Source organism: Quatrionicoccus australiensis, assembly GCF_020510525.1.
GTDB lineage: Bacteria > Pseudomonadota > Gammaproteobacteria > Burkholderiales > Rhodocyclaceae > Azonexus > Azonexus australiensis_B.
Genome location: NZ_CP075188.1, coordinates 421592 through 445340 on the forward strand (window position 1 = coordinate 421592; position 23749 = coordinate 445340).

The 23749-nt window shown below is 61.9% G+C and carries 24 protein-coding genes and 2 tRNA genes; 19 read left to right on the forward strand and 7 right to left on the reverse strand.

What is annotated here, in order from left to right:
* Nucleotides 1–109 precede the first annotated feature (109 nt).
* From KI612_RS02060 to KI612_RS19915, 10 genes are all read left to right on the forward strand, one after another.
* Nucleotides 110–316 (forward strand): helix-turn-helix transcriptional regulator, encoded by a 207-nt coding sequence (locus KI612_RS02060; RefSeq protein WP_226442178.1) that lies wholly within the window; start codon nt 110–112, stop codon nt 314–316.
* An 8-nt stretch (nt 317–324) separates the two neighbouring features.
* The gene (locus KI612_RS02065) at nt 325–657 is read left to right on the forward strand and encodes a helix-turn-helix domain-containing protein (protein WP_226442179.1); all 333 of its coding nucleotides are present in this window, start codon (nt 325–327) and stop codon (nt 655–657) included.
* Nucleotides 654–806 carry a hypothetical protein gene (locus tag KI612_RS02070; protein WP_226442180.1) on the forward strand — a complete coding sequence of 51 codons (153 nt, stop codon included), beginning with the start codon at nt 654–656 and terminating at the stop codon, nt 804–806. The genes KI612_RS02065 and KI612_RS02070 overlap by 4 nt, the downstream gene beginning before the upstream one ends.
* Nucleotide 807: 1 nt before the next feature.
* Entirely contained in the window at nt 808–1599 is a 792-nt protein-coding gene (locus KI612_RS02075) for a helix-turn-helix domain-containing protein (protein ID WP_226442181.1), read from the forward strand.
* Entirely contained in the window at nt 1596–2129 is a 534-nt protein-coding gene (locus tag KI612_RS02080; RefSeq protein ID WP_226442182.1) for a hypothetical protein, read from the forward strand. Before KI612_RS02075 ends, KI612_RS02080 begins: the two co-directional genes overlap by 4 nt.
* Entirely contained in the window at nt 2126–3058 is a 933-nt protein-coding gene (locus tag KI612_RS02085) for a DnaB-like helicase C-terminal domain-containing protein (protein ID WP_226442183.1), read from the forward strand. Before KI612_RS02080 ends, KI612_RS02085 begins: the two co-directional genes overlap by 4 nt.
* Nucleotides 3058–3348: a hypothetical protein gene (locus KI612_RS02090; RefSeq protein ID WP_226442184.1), complete on the forward strand. Its 291-nt coding sequence runs from the start codon at nt 3058–3060 to the stop codon at nt 3346–3348. Before KI612_RS02085 ends, KI612_RS02090 begins: the two co-directional genes overlap by 1 nt.
* A 294-nt stretch (nt 3349–3642) precedes the next feature.
* Nucleotides 3643–6183, forward strand: coding sequence for a phage tail tape measure protein (locus KI612_RS02095; protein ID WP_226442185.1), 2541 nt, complete (start codon nt 3643–3645; stop codon nt 6181–6183).
* 18 nt (nt 6184–6201) lie between these two features.
* Nucleotides 6202–6501: a hypothetical protein gene (locus tag KI612_RS02100; RefSeq protein WP_226442186.1), complete on the forward strand. Its 300-nt coding sequence runs from the start codon at nt 6202–6204 to the stop codon at nt 6499–6501.
* Nucleotides 6502–6634: 133 nt separating this feature from the next.
* The gene (locus tag KI612_RS19915; protein ID WP_404818089.1) at nt 6635–6961 is read left to right on the forward strand and encodes an HGGxSTG domain-containing protein; all 327 of its coding nucleotides are present in this window, start codon (nt 6635–6637) and stop codon (nt 6959–6961) included.
* A 453-nt stretch (nt 6962–7414) separates the two neighbouring features.
* Here KI612_RS19915 and KI612_RS02105 read toward each other — a convergent pair whose 3' ends face one another.
* From KI612_RS02105 to KI612_RS02115, 3 genes are all read right to left on the reverse strand, one after another.
* Nucleotides 7415–8629, reverse strand: a complete 1215-nt coding sequence (locus KI612_RS02105) for a tyrosine-type recombinase/integrase (RefSeq protein ID WP_226442187.1) — start codon at nt 8627–8629, stop codon at nt 7415–7417.
* A 208-nt stretch (nt 8630–8837) separates the two neighbouring features.
* Nucleotides 8838–8922 (reverse strand) — tRNA-Leu (locus tag KI612_RS02110).
* A gap of 2 nt (nt 8923–8924) precedes the next feature.
* Nucleotides 8925–9000, reverse strand: a tRNA-Val gene (locus KI612_RS02115).
* A 143-nt stretch (nt 9001–9143) separates the two neighbouring features.
* On the opposite strand from KI612_RS02115, the gene KI612_RS02120 reads away from it, so the two are divergent.
* Together KI612_RS02120 and gluQRS are read left to right on the forward strand one after the other, a co-directional pair.
* Entirely contained in the window at nt 9144–9860 is a 717-nt protein-coding gene (locus KI612_RS02120) for a 2'-5' RNA ligase family protein (protein ID WP_226442188.1), read from the forward strand.
* Nucleotides 9853–10764, forward strand: coding sequence for a tRNA glutamyl-Q(34) synthetase GluQRS (gene gluQRS / locus KI612_RS02125; RefSeq protein ID WP_226442189.1), 912 nt, complete (start codon nt 9853–9855; stop codon nt 10762–10764). The genes KI612_RS02120 and gluQRS overlap by 8 nt, the downstream gene beginning before the upstream one ends.
* Here gluQRS and clsB read toward each other — a convergent pair.
* Genes clsB through nadA form a run of 3 tightly spaced genes read right to left on the reverse strand, consistent with a single transcriptional unit; the run spans nt 10739 to nt 13803 of the window.
* Nucleotides 10739–11950: a cardiolipin synthase ClsB gene (gene clsB / locus KI612_RS02130; protein WP_226442190.1), complete on the reverse strand. Its 1212-nt coding sequence runs from the start codon at nt 11948–11950 to the stop codon at nt 10739–10741. The two genes, gluQRS and clsB, sit on opposite strands and share 26 nt — an antisense overlap.
* Nucleotides 11940–12698, reverse strand: coding sequence for an endonuclease/exonuclease/phosphatase family protein (locus tag KI612_RS02135; RefSeq protein ID WP_226442191.1), 759 nt, complete (start codon nt 12696–12698; stop codon nt 11940–11942). Before KI612_RS02135 ends, clsB begins: the two co-directional genes overlap by 11 nt.
* A gap of 4 nt (nt 12699–12702) precedes the next feature.
* Nucleotides 12703–13803 (reverse strand): quinolinate synthase NadA, encoded by a 1101-nt coding sequence (gene nadA / locus KI612_RS02140; protein WP_226442192.1) that lies wholly within the window; start codon nt 13801–13803, stop codon nt 12703–12705.
* A gap of 54 nt (nt 13804–13857) precedes the next feature.
* On the opposite strand from nadA, the gene KI612_RS02145 reads away from it, so the two are divergent.
* From KI612_RS02145 to KI612_RS02155, 3 genes are read left to right on the forward strand one after another with little or no spacing between them, the layout of a single operon-like run.
* On the forward strand, nt 13858–17004 hold the full coding sequence (locus KI612_RS02145; protein ID WP_226442193.1) for a CHAT domain-containing protein: 3147 nt from the start codon (nt 13858–13860) through the stop codon (nt 17002–17004).
* Between the two features lie 12 nt (nt 17005–17016).
* Entirely contained in the window at nt 17017–17454 is a 438-nt protein-coding gene (locus KI612_RS02150; RefSeq protein ID WP_226442194.1) for a hypothetical protein, read from the forward strand.
* Complete coding sequence (locus KI612_RS02155; protein ID WP_226442195.1) at nt 17455–18210, forward strand: hypothetical protein; 756 nt, start codon at nt 17455–17457, stop codon at nt 18208–18210.
* 4 nt (nt 18211–18214) lie between these two features.
* On the opposite strand, the gene KI612_RS02160 is transcribed toward KI612_RS02155, so the two are convergent.
* The gene (locus KI612_RS02160; protein ID WP_226442196.1) at nt 18215–18667 is read right to left on the reverse strand and encodes a rhodanese-like domain-containing protein; all 453 of its coding nucleotides are present in this window, start codon (nt 18665–18667) and stop codon (nt 18215–18217) included.
* A 47-nt stretch (nt 18668–18714) separates the two neighbouring features.
* On the opposite strand from KI612_RS02160, the gene KI612_RS02165 reads away from it, so the two are divergent.
* The 4 genes from KI612_RS02165 (at nt 18715) to KI612_RS02180 (ending at nt 23657) form a co-directional block, all read left to right on the forward strand.
* Nucleotides 18715–19902, forward strand: coding sequence for a cation diffusion facilitator family transporter (locus KI612_RS02165; protein ID WP_226442197.1), 1188 nt, complete (start codon nt 18715–18717; stop codon nt 19900–19902).
* A gap of 180 nt (nt 19903–20082) precedes the next feature.
* Entirely contained in the window at nt 20083–21498 is a 1416-nt protein-coding gene (gene glnA, locus KI612_RS02170) for a type I glutamate--ammonia ligase (RefSeq protein ID WP_226442198.1), read from the forward strand.
* Nucleotides 21499–21609: 111 nt separating this feature from the next.
* Nucleotides 21610–22071 carry a DUF4124 domain-containing protein gene (locus tag KI612_RS02175; protein WP_226442199.1) on the forward strand — a complete coding sequence of 154 codons (462 nt, stop codon included), beginning with the start codon at nt 21610–21612 and terminating at the stop codon, nt 22069–22071.
* A gap of 113 nt (nt 22072–22184) precedes the next feature.
* On the forward strand, nt 22185–23657 hold the full coding sequence (locus KI612_RS02180; RefSeq protein ID WP_226440886.1) for an IS1182 family transposase: 1473 nt from the start codon (nt 22185–22187) through the stop codon (nt 23655–23657).
* The last annotated feature ends 92 nt before the right edge of the window (nt 23658–23749 follow it).

Genomic DNA, 23749 nt, shown 5'->3' on the forward strand with positions numbered 1-23749 from the left:
GCCACTTAGCCTATGCATGCACAGGCTAGCCACTGCATGCATAGGTAATTCAAAGCCTTTTCTGGACAAACGAGGATTGCACCGTACTAACCAAGACGGAGCAATCCAAATGAAACAACTGCCAGAAAGCGGCTTTCTTCGCCTGCCGCAAATCATCGGCGACGCAAAGCGCAATATCCCTGCATTAATCCCCGTCAGCAAATCGGCATGGTGGTGCGGGGTAGCGTCGGGAAAGTACCCCAAAAGCGTAAAACTTGGCGCCCGCACTACCGTGTGGCGAGTGGAAGACATCCGCGCCATGATCTCTGCGGCGTAGGGGCGGCCATGGTCCCCGACAACAAACCTACGGCGCCGATGGTCACCGGGCAATGCGCCCAGGTGCTCGGCCTGATTCGCGAACAGCAGCCGGTCCTCTCCTTCACCCTGACCGCTGACCACGCAATTCCAGAGACGGCCGCCCGTGTGCATGACCTCCGGGCCGCCGGTTTCAACATCCTGACCACGATCCATCCTGCCGTCGAGTTTCGCGGTTCTGTTCGGCGCAACGTGGCCAGCTACTCGCTCGGCTCTCCTGAGTGGCCGCGCCCCGGCTTCCTTGATGACCATCCTGCTGCTGGCCAGATCGAGATTGACCTTAACCAGGGGGCGGCGCAATGACCGCCCGCAACCTGAATATTCCGTCCTTCGGCCATGGCTACGCGGCGTATGAGGCTGCGAAACAGTGGATTTCGACAAACATGCCGCACTTGACCGCCGAGCAATACGCAATGGCGTGCGTGATGGCCGCGAAGGCTGCAGGGGTCTGAAATGAGCGTTCGCACCATGGCGCGCGTGTGGGAAAGCAGCCAGCACGCCGGCAGTGACCTTCTCATGTTGCTCGCAATCGCAGATTTCTCGGACGATGACGGAAATGCCTATCCGGCAGTGGCGACGCTGGCGGCCAAATGCCGAATGAAAGAGCGTAATTGCCGGTACATCCTGCGCACGCTTGAGGGCTCCGGTGAATTGTCCATCAAATCGAATGCCGGGCCGCACGGGTCAAACCTGTACCGCGTAAATCTGACTAGGCTAGGGCTGCAACACAGTGCAGGGGTGCAAAGCTTTGCAGGGCTGCAACACAGTGCCGCCACCCCTGCAAAGGATTGCCGCCAACCCCTGCAACACAGTGCAGCCAATCCATCAGTGAACCACCAAGAACCGTCAACACGACACGACGCGGCAAAACAGCGTCGTGTTTGCTCACCTTCGGCGAGCGAGTCGGCAGATGATGGCTTCGCCACTTTCTGGGCGCAGTACCCGAAGAAGGTAGCCAAGCCCCAGGCCTTGAAGGCTTGGAAGAAGATCAAGCCAGCCGGCCAATTGCTGGCCAGCCTGATGGCAGCCTTGGATAAACAGAAGGCCTCTGCCGACTGGCTGAAGGATGGCGGCCAGTTCATCCCGCACCCGGCAACCTGGCTAAACGGCCGGCGCTGGGAAGACGAAGCGCCGCAGGCTGCTGGTCAGACACCGGCCACCACTTCGCCGAAGCCAGGCGATATCAGAAAGCGCTGGGGCGCTGACGAAATTTTCGATGAGACCATGGGATGGATTCCAGCATGAGAGCCCAGAGTCTCCCCTACGGCGCCGCCGAGATTGTCGTCTTGCGTTCCACCGGAAAGCGGCCGGCCGACATGCTGCTGGTTTCCATGATCGGACCGCTGCGCGAAACCAACCCGGTGATCATTGCCCAGGCATCGCGCAGCTACGACTGGCGCTTTGTGGTGGCCCTGCCGGTCCTGATCGTGGCGAGCACCGACACACCGCACCTTGCCGGCATCGTCAAGGCGATCGATACCGCGGCGCCTTCTTCCTTGTCGGTCTGGTTCGCCGATCGGCAGGACGGCATCAACGTACTACTCGACGGCTACCGCCCCCGGACAAAAGCCGGCCGGCGCATGGGCGCAGCGCAGCGTGCGGCACTCGCCGGGCTGGGCTCAAGCGAAACAGCCAGCGACTGCCTGCAGCAGATTGCCGAACAGGTGAAACGCCGGGCGATGGCGAACGCTGACCGATTCGAGTCTGCCCTGGTTGAGATGGCTACCGCCGGCTTCCGCCGTACCTTCGGCGCAGCCTGGGGGGCGGCAGCATGAACGTGATCGACGACACCTTCGATTTCGACGCCTACCTGCAAGGCCCTGACGAATCAGCAATGGTGCTGCCGGCCTCCGCCTGGGTGGATGAGGTAATCCAGGCATTCGAGCGGCCGGCCGCCGTCACCGGCGCCGCTCTGCCTTGGAGCCGGACCCATAACACTGTCCGCCTGCGCCGCGGCGAACTGAGCATCTGGCCCGGCATGTCTGGCCATGGGAAAAGCGTGCTGATCGGCCAGGTAGCTTTGGGGCTGATGGCCCAGGGCGAGAGGGTCTGTGTCGCTTCCATGGAAATGAAGCCGGCGGCAACGATGCAGCGGATGTGCCGGCAGGCCTTCGCCAGCAACTCACCACTGGCGCGCGACGTCCGCGACTTGCACGCTTGGACCGATGGCCGCCTCTGGCTCTATGCCCAAATGGGTGAAGTCAGCCCTGAACGGATCTTGGCCGTTGCCAGGTACTGCTGGGAGCAGCACGGGGTGACTCATTTCGTCATCGACAACCTGCTCAGTTGCGGTATTGCCGAAGACGGTTACGACGCGCAGAAGAAGTTCGTGCTGGCGCTGGCCACTCATGCCCACGACACCGGACAGGCTGTTCATCTGCTGGCGCACAGCCGGAAAGGGGCCAATGAACTGACGCCCCCGGGCAAATTCGACGTGCGCGGCTCAACCTCGATCACCGATCTGGCCGACAACGTTTTCAGCGTCTGGCGCAATCGCGGCAAGGAGTTGGCGCAAGAGGAAGGGCGACACGACAAGGATGCCGAACACGACGCTTTGATGATCGTCTGCAAGCACCGCCACGGCGAATGGGAGGGGCGCATTCCCCTCTGGTTCGACCGCAGCAGCCAGACCTACCTGCAATGCGCAGCAGATCAACCCAAGGCCATGGCGCTGATGGCTGAAACCGATGAGGTGGAATTCTGATGGCGACTGTCACCCGAAAATTTCGCGACGACTTCGACACGTGGGCGGTCGACCGCGTGCGCAGGGGCGAATTCACGCCGGCCGACATGGAGGACTTCAAGGAGATGCTGCGCCGCGACCTGGCGCCGGGCCCCGATCAGTTGCGAGCCGGTTACACGGTGATTGTCGCGGCGGGTGTCGAAATCCCGGCGGCCATCGACGACCACGAAGAGCGCTACAGCCTCTGGGCTGACTTCTTCCATATCGAGGCCGAGGCCATCCGGATCAACACCAAGGAGGCTCAACGATGAAGTGCAACGCAGTGCCCCAGACCATCACCGCCGGCCAGGTACCGCCCTACTGCTACCTGCTGCCGGAAAAGTCTGCAGAAGAGGGGGCGGTTGGGGCAATCAAGGCTCTCAACATTTCACACCCTTGCGATGCATTGGCGTTGCTCTGGAAATTGCGCCGCGTGGCGTGTGGCGGCCAAACGGATGGGCGCGCACCCAAGGGCGCGGCCCGCCCCCAGAAAAACCAACCAAGGCCCACTGTGCAAGCGGTAGGCCTGTTTAATCGGGGCGATGCCCCAGAAAAGGAGTAGCACCATGGGAGCAGCCCAACAAAACGAGATCGATGTCCGGATCTCGGCGGAAACGTCCGGCCTCAAGCCGGGGATGGATGGCGCGGCAAATGATGTTGAAAAATCGACTGAGCGAATTCGGCAAAGCCTTGATCGGCTAAGTTTTGCACTTGCGGATCAGGCCTCGAAAATTTCGGGGAGAATGTCCCAAATGGCTGGCGACGTGAAAGCCGCGAACGATGAGAACAGCAGGTCATTTGAAAGTGTTGTCGAGTCGTCCGGGCGGGCCGGGGTATTGATCGGCGCCGCCTTTGTTGCAGTCTCCGGAACAATTGCCGTAGCAGCTAAAGGTGCAATTGACTCCATGGACGACATGAACGATGCGGCCGAGCGCGTAGGCATGACGACCGAGGCGTTGTCCAGGCTTGGCTATGCGGCAAAGCTCTCCGGCGTGGAATTCGGCGAATTGAGCGGTGCCATGTCGAAGATGTCCGCGAAAATGCAGGATGCTCTTTCTGGCGACAAGGCAGCGGTAGCGTGGTTCCATGATGTTGGTGTGTCGGTTGTGGATACGTCTGGCAAGCTGAAGGCAGTCGAAACGGTTGTCGAAGAGGTTGCCGATCGATTCTCGAAATTCGAGGATGGCGCAGCAAAAACGGCCCTGGCTGTTGATGGCTTCGGCAGGGCAGGCGCGCGGCTTGTTCCTCTGCTTAACCAAGGCCGCGACGGTATGCGCGAGCTGTACGACGAGTCCGACCGACTGGGTGCAACGATTGGCGGGAAGGCGGCCGCAGAGGCCGGGAAATTCAATGATCAGGTGGACAGGCTGAAGGCGCAAACTGCAGGCGCCGCGCGCACCATGGTCTCCGACCTGCTCCCCGCACTAAATGAAGTGATCGAACGTTTCCGGATTGGGCAGAAGGTCATCGGTGATTTTGTTGGCGGGTTGTCCATGGCTTTTGGTGGCAGCGGGAACGCTCGCGAAAAAATCAACTCGCTGACCGGCGAGCTTAACGACCTGCTTGATGCGCGAGACAGGTATCTGAAGTCAGGTGCCGAGACTTCGGGTATCGACACAGCCATCATTGCAATCCAGCGAAAGATCAAGGCCTACAAGGAGCTGGAGGTTGCACGCGCACTGTCCAGCGCCGGAGAAAACTACGGCAACGAAGGGCGCGGCCAGATGGCGTCCGACGAAGGCAAGATCGACATCAAGAGAACGCCGAGTCCATCCCCCAAAAAGCCAGAAGCGGAGAAGTCGCGCATGCCTGCATGGGAGGCGGGGCTTTCAAACATCAAGGCGGGATTTTTGGAGGACCACCAGTTCTACGAAATGTCCCTTGCTGACGAAAAGAAGTATTGGGACGAGCTGCTCAACAGAACGGACCTAAGCCAGCAGGAGCGCGGGCAGATTGAAAAAAAAGCATCGGAAGTTCGTTTGCAGTCTCTACGGAAGGCGGTTGTAGAGGAAAAGGGGCTTAGCCTGGAAAAAATCGAGGAAAAGCAGCGCGTGTCCGCGAATCTTGTCGATATTGACCAGCAGGCCGCCGAGCAGGCCTATGACATGGGTGAAATCAATGCCGAGCAGCTTCTGCAACTCGACAGCCAGTTCGAACAGCAGCGCTACGAAATCACTCGCAAGGCAATAGAAGAGCGGGCCGCGTTGATGCAAAAAGACCCGAGCCATGATCCTGTTGCCTATCAGAAGCTGCAGAACCAACTGCTCGAAATTTATCGGAAGTACCAGATGGACAAGCGGTCCATCGAGGGAAAGATTGATGTTGCCCAGGCCATGCCGGCAAAGAACATGTTTGCATCGATGGAGAATTCGTTCTCGGGGGCGCTGACCGGCATGCTGACCAAAGCGCAAACCTGGCGGCAGGCGCTGGCTGGGGTCTATCAGTCTCTGACCCAGATGTTCGTCCGTGATGTTGTCGTCAAGCAGGGTGTCGATTACGCGGCTGGGTTGCTCAAGCAAACCGCGCTCTACAGAACGTTCTTCACAACGAAACAAGGCCTCGATACAGCCGGCGCCGCCGTCCATGCATCAACAGAGACGGCCAAAACAGCGGCAACCGTAGCGGGGGTGACCACCCGGACGACGGCCGAAACCGTGGCGTCAGGACAGTCGGTAATGATGCGCCTTGGTTCGGCAATCAGTTCGATCATGATCAGCGCCTGGGAAGCCATGGCCGGGGCGTTTGCTGCAATGGCCAGTATCCCTTACGTCGGCCCGTTCCTCGCGGTTGGCGCGGGCGCTGCGGCCTTCGCTGCGGTCGCCGGCATCGTCGGCAATCTGCCATCAGCAGCGGGGGGCTACGACGTGCCGTCTGGCGTCAATCCGATAACCCAGATTCACGAAGAGGAAATGGTGTTGCCTCGGGAGCATGCCAACACGATCCGGCGCATGTCTGGTAATGATGGGGGATCATCTGGCGGAGGAACGGTTCATATCCACAACCATATCCAGTCTTGGGACAGCCGGGACGTGAAGAGCTTCCTGATCGGGAACAAGTCCGGGCTGGTTGCCGCTCTCAAAGAAGCGCAGCGCACCAGAAACGTCTAACCATAGGAGTAATACAAAATGACCAATATCAGCAAACTTCCAGACCGTCCGGTTCGCGAGTGGAAGGTATTCGAGGGCGATATTTCCCGATTCATGCGGGCCAATGGTGCGAGCGACGACGAAGTACAGCACGTTTGTACCCGGCTTCGGCCGGCATTCATGAAAGTGGCAGCGGACAACGGGCGGGAGATTGAAGCCAAAACGCCCGAGGAAGCAGTTCATGCGGTGAATGCCTACTTCCACAAGGTGACATCCGGTCTACTTGACGAAATGGCCGCTCTCGCTCTTGAAAACTACCGGCTGGGAGGCGGCGAGTAATGGCAACGGGTGGAAAGCGATTGCCAGAAGCCTTGTCCAGCCAAGGCAATTCAATTCCACCCATTCCCGCGCACAGGCGGTTTTTACCGTCTATAAAAAGCGAGGTGTTCGGGAAAACTCACGTTGGCGCGAAATGAGCACAAGGGAGCAGCGTTTGCGTCTGGTCGAGCACTATCGACAATGTGATGCCATCGCCGAGGATTGGCGGCACCGAGGTTTTTCCTACCCGCCCCCGAGGTTTCCCCGCCTAGCTGTGGATCTTGCCGGCTTGACGTGCGGAGCGAAGACAAGGGCCGGAACGCCATGTAAGCAGACGGCTCTCGGAGTTGGTGGGCGGTGCAAGTGGCACGGCGGGTGTTCAACCGGACCAAAGACCGATGCCGGCAAGGAACAGGCTCGAATCAATGGGCGGAAGGGTGGGCGGCCGAAGAAGCAAAACCCAAGTCATACACCTGGATAAAACTTGATTTCAGGGTTGGCCTCGGGGCAGGATTGAATCCAGGCCCGAGGTGCGCAGCCCGGTACGCAGCAAATCGACGGGTTTCCAAACGCGAGGTATCCACTTCGGTATCCACGGAATCCACCATATCCGAACGGATACTGATTGATGCCGGAGTCCGGCAAAAAGGACAATCAGGACAGTAAAAAAAGGGTTTGAATTTTTATCAATGAAAATCAAACGCCATCGACCCTGAAAGCAGTGCGGCGATGATACTTAGTGCGATATTAGTGCCATCGTGACCGACGGGAGGCAGCAAAAGTAGCAGGTTGCAACCCAAAAAAAGCAGAGGCAAACCGTACAATCCGTACAGCAAAAGGGTGGCGAAATGTGACAGATGGAACGTCTTCTCGCACAGTTCGCACAACATAAAAAAGGGGGCGAAAGAGCCGCTTTCCTATCGATGGGCGGCGATCATGCTGCGCTTCCGTGCAGCGGAATGACCTCTGCCCCCGCCTTGAGCTTGTCAAGATAGTCCGCCCATAGCTGCATCATCGCTTTGCGTTCTTTGAGGAACTTGGTGCGGTTGTAGGCCGTGCCCAGGGCATCAGATACTTGGTGCGCCAGCTGGTGTTCGATGACTTCCGGTTTCTGGTGCAGCTCTTCATGCAGGATGGTGCGGGCCATTGCCCGGAAGCCATGGCCGGTGATTTCGGTCTTGGTGTCGTAGCCCATCCGGCGAAGGGCTGCATTTACCGCTGCATCGCTCATTGGCTTTTGTGGGTCTCGCCCCGGGAAAACATAGCGGCCGTGCCCGGTCAGTGCGTGCAGTTCTCGCAGGGCGGCCACGACTTGCGAGGCGAGGGGCACCAGATGCTCTGTCTTGGTCTTGGTGACGAAGTAACGCCATTCCGCTTTGTCCAGGTCGAAGCTTGCCCATTCGGCCTTGCGCAGTTCGCCGGGGCGGGTGAATACCCGCGGGGCAATCTCGAGCGCGCACTTCACGACGAACGTGCCTTGGAATCCATCGATGGCCCGCAGCAGTTCGCCGACGTGCGCCGGCTCTGTGATCGATGGCAGGTTCTCTGTCTTGGGGGCGGGAATGGCGCCTTTCAGGTCAGGGCATGGGTCACGCTCGGCGCGGCCGGTGGCGATGGCGTAGCGGAAGCACTGGCTGATTTCGCTTTTTGCTTTGTGGGCGGTGTATCGGGCGCCTCTCTCGTCGATGCGGCGCAGCACGGCCAGCACTTCGGGAGCGGTAATGTCGGTTATAGGCCGTTTGCCCATCCAGGGAAACACATCCTTCTCCAGGCGGGCCAGTGCCTTTTTGTACTGCGCTTCCTCGATGTTGCTCCGCTTGTACTCCAGCCATTCGCGGCAGATCACCTCGAAGCTGTTGGCTGCAAGTAGTTCTCTCGTCGCCTTGGCTGCTTTCCTGTGCTGGCTGGGGTCAATCCCTTCGGCCAGCATCGTGCGGGCCTTGTCGCGCTCTTCGCGGGCCTTCTTCAGTCCGATTTCCGGATAGGTGCCGAGGGAAAGCAGCTTCTCCTTGCCGTCGACCCGGAATTTCAAACGCCACCATTTCGAGCCGTTCGGGTTGAGCAGCAGGAACAGCCCTTTTTCGTCGGCCAGCTTGTAGGGCTTTTCGGCTGGTTTGGCGGTGCGGATGGCGGTATCGGTCAGAGGCATGGCGGTCGCTCCAGGTGACGCCGTAGCCTGTGGGGGTAAGTGCTTGGGGGTAACACCCTTGGGGGTAGGTGCTGTTACCCCCAGAGTTACCCCCACAAAGGCCCGGATTTGGTAAGACGATGCTAGACGAATCTGGACGAAAAACCAACAAAAAACCCGCACAGAGGCGGGTTTTGCGGACTTGCTTGGACTTCTTTGAACTGCTTATTGGTGCTCTGGGCGAGACTCGAACTCGCACACCTTACGGCACTACCCCCTCAAGATAGCGTGTCTACCAATTTCACCACCAGAGCCCTGGTGCGTCCTGACGGGGTCGAACCGCCGACATTCGCCTTGTAAGGGCGACGCTCTACCAACTGAGCTAAGAACGCGAAAGGGCGCGGATTATAGCCGGTAAGGCGGGGTGTTCGTCAAGATTATTGACCGAACGGGCCAAATTTATTCCGGCGCGGGATAATGCCCGGCCGCGCCGCACCTTCCTGCTGCGCCCGGCAATCTTCCGGAGATCCTTGTCTTGCCTGAATCCGCCGAACTTTTGACGCAGCCCAGCGAAGCGCGCGACTTTGTCGAGTGGCGGCGCGGCCGGACGCGTTATGCGGTATGGGCGCTCGACGTCGACGTGCCGGAGGTGTGCCAGCGGGTCGCTGCCGCCTGTGCGCCGGTGGCTGAGCAACTGCTCCCCGGCTATTGCCGACAGCCGCACCTGACCGTGCATTTGTGCGGCTTCCCGAAGGCGCAGGCTGATTTTGCCGATGATTACGGTGTCGACCGCCTGGCGGCCGAGGTCGCGGCGCTGCGCCGGGTGCGGCCGGCGGCCTTCGCCATTGAAATCGGTGCGCCGGCCAGTTTTGCCTCGGCCGCCTACCTGGCGGTGCGCGATCCGGCCGGCGGCATTGCCGGCCTGCGCCGGAGCCTTGGTTCGGCGGCCGGCGAGCCTGGTTTCTCCTACACGCCGCACGTCACCATCGGCCTGTATCGCGGCGCTTTTCCGCTCGCCGCGACGGTCGACCGTCTGGCGCAGGGCAAAATCGATATTCCTTGCACGTTGACCGTTGGCCGCCTGGCTTTGATGACTTACGCCGCTGCCGTCATCGGCGGGCCGCTGGCGACGGTGGCCGAGTTCGATTTCGCCAGCGGCGAGTTGCTGGTGCGCGATGCCCGCCAGATGCGGGAATTTTTCGGCGAGCATTGGCCGGCGCGTCTGGCTGCGGGAAAATGCGCCGATGAATAGCGTTTACCGCGGGCGCTTCGCCCCTTCGCCGACCGGGCCGCTGCATTTCGGCTCGCTGGTGGCTGCCGTCGGCAGTTATCTCGATGCGCGCACGCAGGGTGGCGAATGGCTGCTGCGCATGGAGGATGTCGATACGACGCGCAACGTGCCGGGCGCGGCCGACAGCATTCTCGCCACGCTTGAGGCTTTCGGTTTCGCCTGGGACGGCCCGGTGCTCTGGCAGAGCACCCGCCTCGAGGCCTACGCGGCGGCGCTTGAACAGTTGAAAACGGCCGGCCTGGCTTATCCCTGCGCCTGTTCGCGCAAGGAGATCGCCGACTCGGCAACGCGTCCGGCGGCCGACGGCGGCATGGTCTATCCCGGCACCTGCCGGGCCGGTTTGGCGCCGGGACGGGCGGCGCGAGCCTGGCGTCTGCGCGTTGAAAATGCCGCGATTTCCTTCGTCGACCGGGTGCAGGGCCGGCAGGAGCAGCAACTGGCGCGCGATGTCGGCGATTTCGTGCTGCGCCGCGCCGACGGCCTGTTCGCCTACCAGCTGGCCGTGACGGTCGACGACGATTTTCAGGGCATTTCCGACATCGTGCGCGGGGCCGATCTGCTTGCCTCGACGCCGCGCCAGATCTGGCTGCAACGCTGTCTCGGCTTCGCCACGCCGGCTTACGCGCACCTGCCGGTGGCGAGTAATGCGGCTGGCGAGAAATTGTCGAAGCAGACGCTGGCGCCAGCGCTCGAGCAGGCGGCCGCGGCAGCCAGCCTGTGTGCCGCCCTGCGTTTTCTCGGCCAGCCGGTGCCGGCAGAACTGGCACGGGCGTCGGTGCCGGAAGTCTGGGCCTGGGCTTTTGCCCACTGGTCGTTTGCGGCGCTGCCGCGCACGCCGTCTATTGTTCCGGCGGCTCCGGGCTGAGCCCCGGCGTTTCCTCGTCGGCCCGCCAGTGGCGCGGGCCGTAGCCGGTCAGACCGACCAGCAGGCGGACCATGCCGTAGCTCAGCCAGCGCAGCAGCTTGGAGTGGAAGGGCTGGCGGGCAAAGCCGTCGGCCAGCACCTCGCGGGCGCCGTCGGCGAGCGCGGTGTTCAGGCTGGCGCGCAATTCATTGGCAAACCCGGCATCGCGCACGAAGAGATTGGCTTCCTTGGCGAGCAGCAGGCTGAACGGGTCGATGTTGGAGGAGCCGACCGTCGCCCATTCGCCGTCGATGACCGCGACCTTGGCATGCATGAAGCTTTTTTCGTACTCGAAGATGCGGATATTGCTCTCCAGCACGGCAACGTACAGTGCCTGCGTTGCAAAGCGCAGCAGCGGATGGTCGGTCTTGCCCTGGAGCAGCACGGTGACCTTGACGCCGCGCCGTGCCGCCGCCTGCAGCGCCAGCCCGAAGCGGAAGCCGGGCAGGAAATAGGCGTTGGCGATCAGGATCTCGTGCTGCGCGTCGTTGATCGCCGCGATATAGGCATTGAGGATGTCGTTGCGATGCCGGATGTTGTCGCGGACCAGGAAGGCCGCAGCCTGCGTTCCGGCCGCTTCGCAACAGGCGGTGAGCGGCGCGGCGAGGCGCAGGCGGCGCTTGAAATTGACCCAGGCGACGATTTCCCAGAGGCGGCGCACGGCCCGGTGCACCTGCTCGAGAACCGGGCCTTCGACGCGCACCGCGTAGTCGTAGCGCGGCCGCATCTCGTCCGGCGCGTTGTTGTCGTCGACGATGTTGATGCCACCGACGAAGGCGATGCGCGCATCGATCACGACCAGCTTGCGGTGCAGGCGGCGCAGGCGATGACGGCGGAAGTGGAAGGGGCCGATTTCCTTGCGGTAGAGCATGGCGCGCACGCCGGCGGCGGCCAGGCGCGGCATGAAGTCGTGGCTGAAATTGCGCCCGCCGAAGCCGTCGACCGTCACGCTGACCTGGACGCCGCGTTCGGCGGCGCGACACAGCGCATCGGCGACAGCATGGCCGACTTCGTCGTCGGCGAAGATGTAGCTTTCGAGATAGATCTCGCTGCGCGCTGCCGCGAGCTCGGCGAGCAGGGCGGGGAAATAGTCCGCGCCCGAGTTGAGCAGCCGCAAGCGGTTGCCCGGGACGAACTCAGTCGGCATGCCTGGTCAGCGAGGCCGACAGCGCGGCGTGGTCGGAAATGCTCGACCACGGATGGCCGTGATGTACCTCGGTGCGCACGACATTGAAGCCGCGCACGTAGATGCGGTCGAGGCGGAACATCGGCAGCGCCGCCGGGAAGCTGCGTGCCGGCGTGCCCTTGCTGTTGCTGAAGATCTCGGTCAATTCGAGACGCTGGGCGAGATGGTCGCCGGCCCGGTTGCGCCAGTCGTTGAAGTCGCCGGCGATGATCAGCGGTGCGTTCGGTTCGCAACGCTTGTCGAGATAATCGGCGAGTGCGGTGAGCTGGCGCTGGCGCGAATAGCCGAACAGCGACAGGTGCACGCAGACACAATGCGCCGCCGGGCCGCTCGGCAGTTCGATGCGGCAATGCAGCAGGCCGCGCTTTTCGAACTGCAGGTGGGTGACGTCCTGGTTGTGTGAGTGCAGGATGGGAAAGCGCGACAGGATGGCGTTGCCGTGGTGGCCGTGGTCGTAAATCATGTTGCGGCCGTAGGCGCAGTCCGGCCAGACATCCTCGGCGAGGAATTCGTGCTGCGGTTCGCCCGGCCAGTTGTCGTGGTTTTCGGCATGGCCGAGGTGCAGGCCCTGCACTTCCTGCAGAAAGGCGATGTCGGGGTTGAGGTCGCGCAGGCGCTCGCGCAACTCATGCACCATCATCCGCCGGTTGAACTGGGAAAAGCCCTTGTGGATGTTGAAGGTGGCGATATGCAGGGCGGGCTGGGTCATTGGCTCAGGAGATCGCCAGCATGCGGTCGAGGGCGAGCTTGGCGAGGACCGCTTCGTGTTCCGGCACCTTGATCGCATTGACGACCTTGCCGTCGACCAGGTTTTCCAGCGTCCACGCCAGATGCTGCGGGTCGATGCGCTGCATGGTCGAGCACATGCAGATGGTGGTCGCCATGAACTGGACGATCTTGTTCTGCGGCAGGACTTCCTTGGCCAGGCGGTCGACCAGGTTGAGTTCGGTGCCGACCAGCCAGCGCGTGCCTTCCGGCGCTTCCTTGATGATTTTGACGATGTGTTCGGTCGAGCCGACGTAATCGGAGGCGGCGCAGACTTCGAAATTGCATTCCGGGTGGGCGATGACCTTGCCTTCCGGATACTTGGCGCGGAAGGCGTCGATGTGCGACTTCTGGAACATCTGGTGCACCGAGCAATGGCCTTTCCAGAGCAGGATCTTCGCCTTCTTGATCTGGGCCGGGGTCAGGCCGCCGAGTTCGAGGTCGGGGTCCCAGACGACCATCTCGTCCATCGGAATGCCCATGTTGTGGCCGGTCCACCGTCCGAGATGCTGGTCGGGGAAGAACAGCACTTTCGGACGACGCTCGAAGGCCCATTTGGCGATGGTGCCGGCATTCGATGACGTGCAGACGATGCCGCCATGCTCGCCGCAGAAAGCTTTCAGATCGGCCGCCGAGTTGATGTAGGTGACCGGCGTGACTTCCTCTTCGGCATTCAGCACTTCGTTCAGTTCGCGCCAGCAGCGTTCGACCTTGGCCAGGTTGGCCATGTCGGCCATCGAGCAGCCGGCCGCGAGATCGGGCAGGATGGCGGTCTGGTGCGGTGCGGTCATGATGTCGGCGACTTCGGCCATGAAATGCACGCCGCAGAAGATGACGTATTCGGAATCGGTCTGCGAGGCGAGGCGCGACAGCTTCAGCGAGTCGCCGGTCAGGTCGGCGTGCTGGTAGATGTCGGCGCGCTGGTAGTGATGGCAGAGGATGACCGCCTTCTTGCCGAGCTTGGCGCGGGCAACGCGGATGCGTTCCTGGCAGGCCTCATCGGACAGGTTGTTGAAGGGGGCGAATACGAGGGGCTGATCGGCTTGCATTGGATTCTTTTCGAAGGTTAAGCTGCCAGAATGACGGCGCCTAGGAGAGGCAACATGCTTGGGGAAAGATTCTATCATCGCTGTTTCGCTGCCATGCTGCTGGCCGCCGGGCTGAGTGTCCAGGCTGCCGAGCTGGTAGCCGAGCCCGGCGTCGATGAAGCGGCGATTCGGCCGCCGCCGCGTTCGATCAACGACATCACGCGGATGCTGGCCGACTACCGGCAAAACGATGATCTGCTGCGCAAGTTGCGCGCCGTGGCCGAGGCGCCGGTGCCGCAGGGCGAGGATCGCAAGCAGTTGTTCGACTTCTACTGGCGGCGCGCCCAGGCGGCAGCGGAATTGGGCCAGGTGCAGCAGCAGATCGACGACCTGACGCTTGCCATCCAGTATGGGCAAAGCGGTGATCCGGAGTTTTCCCGTGCCATGCGCGGCCTGGCCCAGGCCGAGCGCCTGGGCGGCAATTTCCTGTCGGCGCAGCGCTATGCCGAGGAAGCGCTCAAGCACGTACCGCAGAACAATCAGGGGCAACTGATCGGCGCCTATGGGCAGATGGTGGGTATGGCGTCGCAGATCGGCGATTTCGAGATGGCGAAGCAGAGTCTCGACAAACTTGAGGCAACGCTCAATGCACTCCGGACCAGCAAGAGCTGGACGAGCCGTTCGCATTTCTGGTTGAGTTCCTACGAGAAGGCGCGCGGCGAATATTTTGCCATGGCCGGCAAGACGGTCGAGGCCGTAGCGGCTTTCCGCAAGAGTCAGCGGGAAAACCAGCTAGCCCTGGCCGATTTGCCGGCGCTGCGGGCGGCCGGCCGCGATGCGCCGTCGCCGGAAGGAATGCAGCAGTCGGCCGAGGGGCTGGAGCGCAGCCTGGCGCAAGTGCTGCTCAATCAGGGCAAACTGGTCGAGGCCGAGGCGATGGCGCGGTCGGCGATCGAACACACGTTGAAGCGGGCCGGCCGCTCGTCGCCGGATGTGGCGCGCGGTCTGCGCGTGCTGGCCAGTGTTATCGCCGAGCAGGGGCGTTACGCCGAATCGGCCAAACTCTCCGAGGCGGCCCTTGATACCGTCCTGGCGAGCGGTGCGGCGCCGCATTCACTAGCTGTCCTCGGCGCCTTGCGCGCCAATCTGGCGGCGCAGGTGGCGCTGGGCAACGATGCCAAGGCGCTGCAGATTTACGAGAGGATCCGCAAGGCGGCCGAGAATACCCCGGAGCTGCTGGCTCAGGTGGCACGCGGTGATCTTGACGTGGTGCAGGCGTATTTGCGCAGCGGCAAACCCGAACTGGCGGAGCGCATGGCCTCCGAGATGCTGGAGCGGACGCGCAAGCAGATGGGTGAAAAGGCTTTGCGTACCTCCGAAATTCGCGCCTTCTACGCGATGGCGCTGGCTGATCAGGGCAACCGGGTGACGGCGCTGGCGGCCTTCCGTCAGGCCCTGCCGGTGCTGGTCGAGCGCCTGCGCAGCGACAGCGAGGCGGAAACCGGCAGCCTGCGCCGGCAGCAGCGCCTGATCGGCATTCTCGAGCGCTATATCCGCCTGCTCGCCGACATGCAGGGCACGGCCAGCCTGCCGGATGGCTTCGATGCCGCCAACGAGGCTTTCGTGATGGCCGACCTGGCGCGTGGCAGTTCGGTGCAGCGGGCGTTGACCCGCAGTGCGGCGCGCGCCTCGATCAGCGACCCCGATCTTGCCCAGCTGGCGCGTGACGAACAGGACGCCCAGCGCCGCAGCAATTCCCTCAATGATCTGCTCAGCCAGTTGCTTTCGGCCTCGCCGGAACAGCAATTGCCGGCCATTCAGGCCAAGATCCGGGCCGATATCGAGAGCCTCAAGCAGACGCGGAGCCGGCTGAAGAAGGAAATCAGCCAGCGTTTCCCGGAATACGCCCGTCTGGTCGATCCGCCACCGGTCAACATGCTGGATGTGAGCAAAATGCTGCATCCGGGCGAAGTGATGCTGTCCTGGTATTTCGGCCAGAAAGGCGCGCAGGTCTGGGCGATTGCCGCCGACGGGCGCAGCCGCTTTGCCGCCTTGCCGACTGATCAGGCGAAGATGGCGGCGGCCGTCGCCAGGCTGCGTCGGGCACTCGATGCCGAGGCGCCGACCGTCGAGCAGATTCCGGCTTTCGACACGGTGCTGGCACATCAGCTCTATCGCGATCTGTTTGGTCCGGTCAGCGAATTGCTGCACGGGGCGACGACGCTGCTCGCCGTGCCGCACGGTGAGCTTGGCCAGTTGCCGCTTTCCCTGCTGGTCACGGCGGCAACGCCGCAACCGGCGAAGGGCGGCGTGATCTTTGCCGGCTATCGCCAGGTGCCCTGGCTGATGCGCCTGATGGCGGTGGCGCAACTGCCGTCGGTGACGGCGCTGGCCAGCCTGCGCCGCTTGCCGCCCGGGGCTGCCGACCGGCTGCCTTTCATCGGTTTCGGCGACCCCTATTTCAGTGAAGAGCAGGCGAGCGAGGCCGGCAAAATGGCCGCAAAAAAGGCGTCGACCGTACAGGTGGCAATGCGCGGCCTGCCGCTGCAACGGCGCAACGTGCCGCGCACCCAGGCGGTCGACTCCGCCGAACTGGCTCTTTTGCCGCGCCTGCCCGATACCGCCGAGGAAATTCGCGAGATTGCCAAGGCGCTTGGTGCCGATCCGGCGCGCGATATTTTCCTCAATCAGAGCGCCAGCGAAAAAGCTGTTTTTGCCGCCAACCTGGCCAATCGCCGGGTCGTCATGTTTGCCACGCACGGCCTGGTTCCCGGCGAACTGAATGGCCTGAGCCAGCCGGCGCTCGCCCTGAGCGCACCGGGGGTCAGCGGCGGCAGCGGCGATGGCCTGCTCACCCAGGAGGAAATCCTCTCGCTCAAGCTCAATGCTGACTGGGTCGTGCTTTCGGCCTGCAATACCGCGGCCGGCGAAGGCTCCGGCAGCGAAGCGGTGTCCGGCCTCGGGCGCGCCTTTTTCTATGCCGGCGCGCGCGCCTTGCTGGTCTCCAACTGGCCGGTCGAAACCGAGGCGGCGCGCGGCCTGATGACCGACCTGTTCCGCCGGCAGTCGGCTGATAATGCCCTGGGCAAGGCAGAGGCGCTGCGCCAGGCGATGCTCGCCATGGTGGACGGTCCCGGCAAGCTGGACGGCAAGACGGGCAAGCCGCTTTTCAGTTATGCTCACCCGCTGTTCTGGGCCCCCTTTGTCCTGGTGGGCGATTGAGAGGAGTAGCAAATGTCGACATTGAAAATGCTGGGTGCCGGCCTCGCTGGTTTGCTGTTTGCCCTTTCGGCCGAGGCCGTGACCCTGATCAAGGCCGATGAGGCCAAATTGCCGGCCGGAGCTGGTGTGCTGGCGACGCGCGGCATCACGCGCGGGCCGGCAATCAAGGTGTTGACGCCTGATCTGGCCAATCTCAGCTCGCCGTTCGACCTGAAGGTGGCTTTTGAAGCCCGTGGCGGCGCCAAGATCGATCCGGCGGCGACCAAGGTGATCTATCTCAAGGCCAAACCGGTCGACCTGCTGCCGCGGGTCAAAACCGGCCTCAGCGAAAGCGGCCTCGATCTGCCGGGGGCCGAAACGCCACCCGGCGAACACCAGATCCAGATCATTGTGCAGGACACCGAAGGTCGCAGCAGTCAGGTCGTACTGATGCTCAACGTGCTCAAGTAGATGAAGTGCCCGTACTGCGCCTCGGAAATCGCCGACGAGGCACTGGTTTGCGCCGTTTGCCGGCGTGATCTTTTCCTGGTCAAACCGCTGCTGGAGCGCATTGCCGATCTGGAGGCACAGCTCGCGGCGCGGCCTGTGCAGGCTGAGTCTGAGGTTGCCGGTTGCGCCGCGGTTGGCGCGCCAGGCGCCGAAGCCGCACCGGTCGCCCCTGTGCGGGCGTTGCCGACGGCGCTGGTCTGTCTGCTGTTGCCGCTGCTACTCCTTTTGCTCGGGCATTGGTTGCTGGTGTTTGTCTACGATGCCAAGGTGCTTTACCTGCGGGTCTTTGCCTTGCTGCTGCCGCTGCCCTTCGGCTTTTTCTTCGCCCGGGCCAGTCGTTTGAGCTTGCTACCCGGCGTCCTGCTGGCTTTTGTGGTCGCGCTGCTCGCCGTGTTCGGCATGAGTGCGATCACCGCCCTGATCGATCAGGTTCCGCTCCTGCCGCAGGATGCAGTCGAGATCCGCGAGTTCATCGAGTTTGCCGCCAGCATCGGCCTTAGTTTCGTCACGGGGCTCTGGCTCTATCACTGGCTTGAACAGCGCATCCACAAGCGGCAGGATGCGCTTCAACGCCTGCGTGCTGCCGGTATCAGCGGTCTGGGCAATGGCGATCTGACCGAGTCGCTGACCCGCTGGAGCGATCTGGGCAGCGCCGCCGTCGCGCTATGCACGACGGCAATGTCGATTTACACCGGTCTGAAGGGCCTGGGCGGATGATTGCTCAGCCCTGCATCCAGGGCAGACGGGCGTGGCGCCAGCCGCCGACGGTATTGCGATGGCCGTGCGCATCCTTGTCACCCTCGAAGCCTTCGAGGATGTTGTAACAGTCGCCGTAGCCGTTCTCGGTAGCCAGCTGTGCCGCGCCATCCGAGCGGGCGCCGCTGCGGCAGAGGAACATGACCAGTGCCTCGCGGTCGACCTGACGCTGCAGTTCGGCGAGGAAATTAGGGTTGCGCACGCCGCCCGGATACTGGTTCCACTCGATCTCGACGGCATTCGGCACGCGGCCGACCCAGTCCCATTCGGCCCGGGTGCGGACGTCGACCAGCTTGGCGCCGGGGGCGAGACGGAGCAGGTCGTACGCTTCGGCTGGCGTCAGCGCGCCCTTGTAGGGCAGGCCGAGGGCCTTGGCGCGCTCGCAGGCGAGGTTGATGATCTCGGTCAGTTTTCCCATGGTCTTTTGATTGCCTGAAGTTGGTCGCAACAGTATAAGGTAGAGGCATGACAGACAGCGATCATCCCGTGCCGCCGGTGGTGGCAAGCATGGCCGAGCGGGCCGCCGAGGCGCAGCATGCGACCTGGATCAGTGTGCTCGTCAATCTGATGATGACGGTGCTGCAGCTGCTGGTCGGCTGGCTGGCGCATTCGCAATCCCTGGTTGCGCATGGTCTGCATTCCTTTTCCGATCTGCTCTCCGATTTTCTGGTGATTTACGCCAGCCGGCAAAGTGCCCAGCCGGCCGATCGCGAGCATCCGTATGGCCACGCCCGGGTCGAGACCGCGGCGACGCTGATCCTTGGCGCCTCGCTGGCCCTGATCGGTGGCGGCATCCTGTGGCAGTCCGGCATGCGACTGCAGCATGTTGAAGCCTTGCCGCCCATCGAGATGTGGGCCTTCTGGGTCGCGGTCATCACGGTGCTGGCCAAGGAGGGGCTCTACCACTATCTGATTCGCGTTGCCGAACGGCAGCGCTCGCAACTGCTTATTGCCAATGCCCTGCACACGCGGGCTGACGCGGCTTCGGCACTGGTTGTCGTGGTTGGTATCGGTGGCGCCCTGCTGGGCTGGGCTTTCCTCGATCTGCTGGCCGCGGCGCTGATGGGGTTCATGATCCTGCGCATGGGGGCGGTGCTGGCCTGGGGGGCGCTCAAGGAATTGATCGACACCGGCCTGGACGAGGCGCAAGTGGCCGCCATCCGCCAGACGCTGCGGACGACGCCCGGCGTGCTCGGCTTGCATGCCTTGCGCACGCGGCGCATGGCGCACCAGGCCCTGGTTGATGCGCATGTTCAGGTCGATGCCCGGATCAGCGTTTCCGAGGGGCACCGGATTGCCGAGTCGGTGCGGGCCAGGGTGCTGGATGCGCATCCGGAAGTGCTTGATGTGCTGGTGCATATCGATCCCGAGAATGATGCCGGCAGCGATGTCGCCGTTGTCCGTCTGCCGGGGCGCGCCATGGTGTTACAGGAGCTGGCCCCCTTGCTGCTCGACTTGCCGGAGCCCGAGAAGCTGGTGCTGCATTATCTCGGTGGCCGGATCGAGGTCGAGGTGTTTTTCCCCAGTGGCTTTTTTGCCGATGGTGAGATGGTTCAGAAAGCTGCGCTGCGCTTTGCCGGGTTCGCGGATTCGCATCCGGAAATCCGGCGTATTTCATTGAATTGCTCGTTTGCACCAAAACAGTGCGCATAGTTCTGTTTTTTGCACGCTGATGGTGCGTTAAATCTTTGCTTAAACCCCGCATCTCGTTGTGGCAAAATACAAAACTTGGTCGCCGACCTTTGGCACGCTTTCTGCTAATTCCCTCGCGATTCGATTTATTGATTGTCGCCGGATCGTCCGGCAACTTGTTTTCTTAGGAGACTGACGTTTATGGCAACCCCGCAAGACGTGATCAAGCTGATCAAGGAAAATGACGCAAAGTTCGTTGATTTCCGCTTCACCGATACCCGTGGCAAAGAACAGCACGTCACCGTGCCGGTTTCCGCCTTCAGCGAAGACAAGTTCGAAAACGGTCACGCTTTCGACGGTTCGTCCATCGCTGGCTGGAAGGGTATCCAAGCTTCCGACATGCAACTGAACCCGGATCCGTCCACCGCCTACATCGATCCGTTCTTCGACGAAACCACCGTCGTCCTGACCTGTGACGTGATTGATCCGACCGATGGCCGTGGTTACGACCGCGACCCGCGCTCCATCGCCAAGCGCGCTGAAGCCTACCTGAAGTCCTCTGGCATTGGCGACACCGCCTACTTCGGTCCGGAACCCGAATTCTTCATCTTCGACGGCGTCGAATGGAATGTCGACATGTCTGGCTGCTCCCTGAAGATCCATTCTGCTGAAGCGGCTTGGGGTTCGGGCGAAAAGAACGACGGCAACGGCGCCACCGGCCACCGTCCGACCGTCAAGGGCGGCTACTTCCCGGTTCCTCCGGTCGACAGCCTGCACGACATCCGTTCGGCCATGGTGCTGACCCTGGAAGCCCTCGGCTGCCCGGTTGAAGTTCACCACCACGAAGTCGCCACTGCCGGTCAGTGCGAAATCGGTACCGTGTTCAACACCCTGGTCAAGCGTGCCGACCAGACCCAGATCCTGAAGTACGTGGTGCACAACGTTGCTCACCAGTACGGCAAGACCGCCACCTTCATGCCGAAGCCGATCGTTGGCGACAACGGTTCGGGCATGCACGTTCACCAGTCCATCTGGAAGGATGGCAAGAACCTGTTTGCTGGCGACGGCTATGCCGGTCTGTCTGAAACCGCCCTGTTCTACATCGGCGGCATCATCAAGCACGCCAAGGCCCTGAACGCCATCACCAATCCGGGTACCAACTCCTACAAGCGTCTGGTTCCGCACTACGAAGCTCCGGTCAAGCTGGCTTACTCCGCCAAGAACCGTTCTGCTTCCATCCGCATTCCGTACGTCGCCTCGACCAAGGCCCGTCGTATCGAAACCCGCTTCCCGGATCCGATCGCCAATCCGTACCTGTGCTTCTCGGCGCTGCTGATGGCCGGTCTGGATGGTATCCAGAACAAGATCCACCCGGGCGAGCCGGCTTCCAAGAACCTGTACGACCTGCCGCCGGAAGAAGATGCAGCCATCCCGACCGTCTGCGCTTCCCTCGAAGAAGCTCTGGCTTCCCTGGCCGCTGACCACGAGTTCCTGACCCGTGGCGGTGTCTTCTCCAACGAATGGATCGAGTCCTACATCGAACTGAAGATGGACGAAGTCAACAAGGTTCGCATGACCACCCACCCGGTGGAATTCGACCTGTACTACAGCTGCTAAGCGACTGGGTATCTGAAAAAGGCGGGGTTTCCCGCCTTTTTTTTGTCCACCATTTCAGGGAGGCGGACGTTAAAGTCCGGTACACTTGAAGGCTTGCGAGGATTGATGACAATGACACGTAGCGTACTTGCCCTGTTTGTTGCGACGCTGGCTTTGCCGGTTGCAGCGCAGACCATCTACAAATGCCCGGATGCCAATGGTGGCAGTCCCGTGATTTCGAATTCGCGTCTCGACAAGAACTGCAAGGCCGTGGTCAATTCGGAAACAACGACGGTGGTGCCGGCTCCCAAGGTCGGTGCGAAGCCCGCCGGTGCAGCGGCAACGCCAACGCCGGCCGGTTTCCCCAAGGTACAGGACGATACGCAGAAGGCGCGCGACGGTGATCGCAAGCGCATTCTCGAGCAGGAACTGGCGACTGAGCAGCGCAATCTTGAGCAGGCGAAGCGCGAGCTGGCCGAGCAGGAGCGGACGCTGGGCGACAAGAGCGAGCGTCTGTTGCCTTATCGGGACAGCGTTGGCCAGCACGAACGCAATATCCAGGCGATCCAGAAGGAACTGGGTAATTTGAAGTAGCTGCCAGCTATCAGGGTTGAGCTTTTAATAAAAACTAGAGGGCGCCTTGGCGCCCTCAGACCGCTGACAAAGCCTCCAAGCGATTGGGGGCTTTATTTTTTTATAATGCAGGCATGCTCAAGCCTGCCTACCCTGCCCAAACGGAACTGGAGATGGTGACGTTGGAGCAATTGGTCCCGAAAGACCACTTGCTCCGGCTGCTCGACCAGCACATCCGGTTTGATTTCATTCGTGAAGCGACCCAGCACCTGTATTGCGAGAACAATGGCCGACCGGCGATTGATCCGGTGGTGTTGTTCAAGATGCTGTTCATTGGCTACCTGTTCGGGATTCGCTCCGAGCGACGGCTGGTGAAGGAAATCGAGGTCAATGTGGCTTACCGCTGGTTTCTCGGCTTTCGGCTGACGGACAAAGTGCCGGATGCCTCGACGCTGTCGCAGAATCGGCGTCGCCGCTTTGTCGGGACGGACATTGAGCAACGCATCTTTGACGGGATTGTCGAGCAAGCCATTGAGCACAAGCTGATTGGCGGGCGGGTGCTTTACACGGACAGCACGCATCTGAAGGCGAATGCCAACAAACGGCACTTCGAGGTGCATCAGGTCGAGCAAACGCCGGCGGCCTATTTGGCCGAGCTGGATGCAGCCATCGAAGCGGATCGTGCCGCCGCGGGCAAGAAGCCGCTCAAGCGTGATGACGATGATTCGACACCGCCACTGAAGGAGGTCAAGGTCAGCACGGTCGATCCCGACGCAGGTTTCATGGCCCGCGACAACAAGCCGACCGGCTTCTTCTATCTGGATCACCGGACTGTCGATGGCGTGCATGCCCTGATCGTCGATACCCATGTCACGCCGGGCAATGTCCATGACAGCCAGCCCTATCTGGCCCGCCTGGACCGGGTCATGGAGCGCTTTGATCTGGCCGTGGGCGCCGTCGGGCTCGATGCCGGGTATTTCACCCCGCAAGTCTGCAAGGGCATTCTCGAGCGGGCACTGTTCGGGGTGATGGGCTACAAGCGACCCACACACCGCGATGGCTATTTCTACAAGCGGGACTATCTCTACGATGCGGTCCAGGACTGCTACCGCTGCCCGGCCGGGGAGGTTCTGCCGTACCGGACGACCAACCGGCTGGGCTATCGGGAATATGCCTCGAATCCCGCCCGTTGCGCTGATTGTGGCGTGCGCGGGCAGTGCACGCAGAGCCGGAATCATCAGAAGCTCGTGACCCGGCATCTCTGGGAAGGTTTCAAGGAAGCGATCAACGCCAATCGCCTGAGCGACCTGGGCAAACGGCTGTACGCCCGGCGCAAGGAAACAGTGGAGCGCAGCTTTGCCGATGCCAAGGAGTTGCACGGCCACCGTTACGCCCGCTTCCGCGGCTTGGCCAAGGTGCAAGCGCAGTGCCTGCTCTCGGCGGCCTGTCAGAACATGAAGAAGATGGCCCTGTTGCTGGCCCGCAAGGCGGCAGCCTTATTGGCCAAAATCCTCGGGCAGGCCCTGTTTGCGGCCGACTTCGCCCGCAATTACCTGCCGATGGCGCTCCACCACGAGAATTCCAGAATCCGCCTTGTTTCGGCCTGAATCCGAAAAACGCCCGAATTCCAAAACAGAAAAACAAAACCCCCGAAAAATCGGGGGTTCGTCAGCAGTCTGAGGGCGCCTTGGCGCCCTCT

What these genes read in the sequence shown, in the direction of transcription:
- KI612_RS02060 (WP_226442178.1), top strand. Translation starts at nt 110, where the DNA reads ATGAAACAACTGCCAGAAAGCGGCTTTCTTCGCCTGCCGCAAATCATC.
- KI612_RS02065 (WP_226442179.1), top strand. Translation starts at nt 325, where the DNA reads ATGGTCCCCGACAACAAACCTACGGCGCCGATGGTCACCGGGCAATGC.
- KI612_RS02070 (WP_226442180.1), top strand. Translation starts at nt 654, where the DNA reads ATGACCGCCCGCAACCTGAATATTCCGTCCTTCGGCCATGGCTACGCG.
- KI612_RS02075 (WP_226442181.1), top strand. Translation starts at nt 808, where the DNA reads ATGAGCGTTCGCACCATGGCGCGCGTGTGGGAAAGCAGCCAGCACGCC.
- KI612_RS02080 (WP_226442182.1), top strand. Translation starts at nt 1,596, where the DNA reads ATGAGAGCCCAGAGTCTCCCCTACGGCGCCGCCGAGATTGTCGTCTTG.
- KI612_RS02085 (WP_226442183.1), top strand. Translation starts at nt 2,126, where the DNA reads ATGAACGTGATCGACGACACCTTCGATTTCGACGCCTACCTGCAAGGC.
- KI612_RS02090 (WP_226442184.1), top strand. Translation starts at nt 3,058, where the DNA reads ATGGCGACTGTCACCCGAAAATTTCGCGACGACTTCGACACGTGGGCG.
- KI612_RS02095 (WP_226442185.1), top strand. Translation starts at nt 3,643, where the DNA reads ATGGGAGCAGCCCAACAAAACGAGATCGATGTCCGGATCTCGGCGGAA.
- KI612_RS02100 (WP_226442186.1), top strand. Translation starts at nt 6,202, where the DNA reads ATGACCAATATCAGCAAACTTCCAGACCGTCCGGTTCGCGAGTGGAAG.
- KI612_RS19915 (WP_404818089.1), top strand. Translation starts at nt 6,635, where the DNA reads ATGAGCACAAGGGAGCAGCGTTTGCGTCTGGTCGAGCACTATCGACAA.
- KI612_RS02105 (WP_226442187.1), bottom strand. Translation starts at nt 8,629, where the DNA reads ATGCCTCTGACCGATACCGCCATCCGCACCGCCAAACCAGCCGAAAAG.
- gluQRS (WP_226442189.1), top strand. Translation starts at nt 9,853, where the DNA reads ATGAATAGCGTTTACCGCGGGCGCTTCGCCCCTTCGCCGACCGGGCCG.
- clsB (WP_226442190.1), bottom strand. Translation starts at nt 11,950, where the DNA reads ATGCCGACTGAGTTCGTCCCGGGCAACCGCTTGCGGCTGCTCAACTCG.
- KI612_RS02135 (WP_226442191.1), bottom strand. Translation starts at nt 12,698, where the DNA reads ATGACCCAGCCCGCCCTGCATATCGCCACCTTCAACATCCACAAGGGC.
- nadA (WP_226442192.1), bottom strand. Translation starts at nt 13,803, where the DNA reads ATGCAAGCCGATCAGCCCCTCGTATTCGCCCCCTTCAACAACCTGTCC.
- KI612_RS02145 (WP_226442193.1), top strand. Translation starts at nt 13,858, where the DNA reads ATGCTTGGGGAAAGATTCTATCATCGCTGTTTCGCTGCCATGCTGCTG.
- KI612_RS02150 (WP_226442194.1), top strand. Translation starts at nt 17,017, where the DNA reads ATGTCGACATTGAAAATGCTGGGTGCCGGCCTCGCTGGTTTGCTGTTT.
- KI612_RS02155 (WP_226442195.1), top strand. Translation starts at nt 17,455, where the DNA reads ATGAAGTGCCCGTACTGCGCCTCGGAAATCGCCGACGAGGCACTGGTT.
- KI612_RS02160 (WP_226442196.1), bottom strand. Translation starts at nt 18,667, where the DNA reads ATGGGAAAACTGACCGAGATCATCAACCTCGCCTGCGAGCGCGCCAAG.
- KI612_RS02165 (WP_226442197.1), top strand. Translation starts at nt 18,715, where the DNA reads ATGACAGACAGCGATCATCCCGTGCCGCCGGTGGTGGCAAGCATGGCC.
- glnA (WP_226442198.1), top strand. Translation starts at nt 20,083, where the DNA reads ATGGCAACCCCGCAAGACGTGATCAAGCTGATCAAGGAAAATGACGCA.
- KI612_RS02175 (WP_226442199.1), top strand. Translation starts at nt 21,610, where the DNA reads ATGACACGTAGCGTACTTGCCCTGTTTGTTGCGACGCTGGCTTTGCCG.
- KI612_RS02180 (WP_226440886.1), top strand. Translation starts at nt 22,185, where the DNA reads ATGCTCAAGCCTGCCTACCCTGCCCAAACGGAACTGGAGATGGTGACG.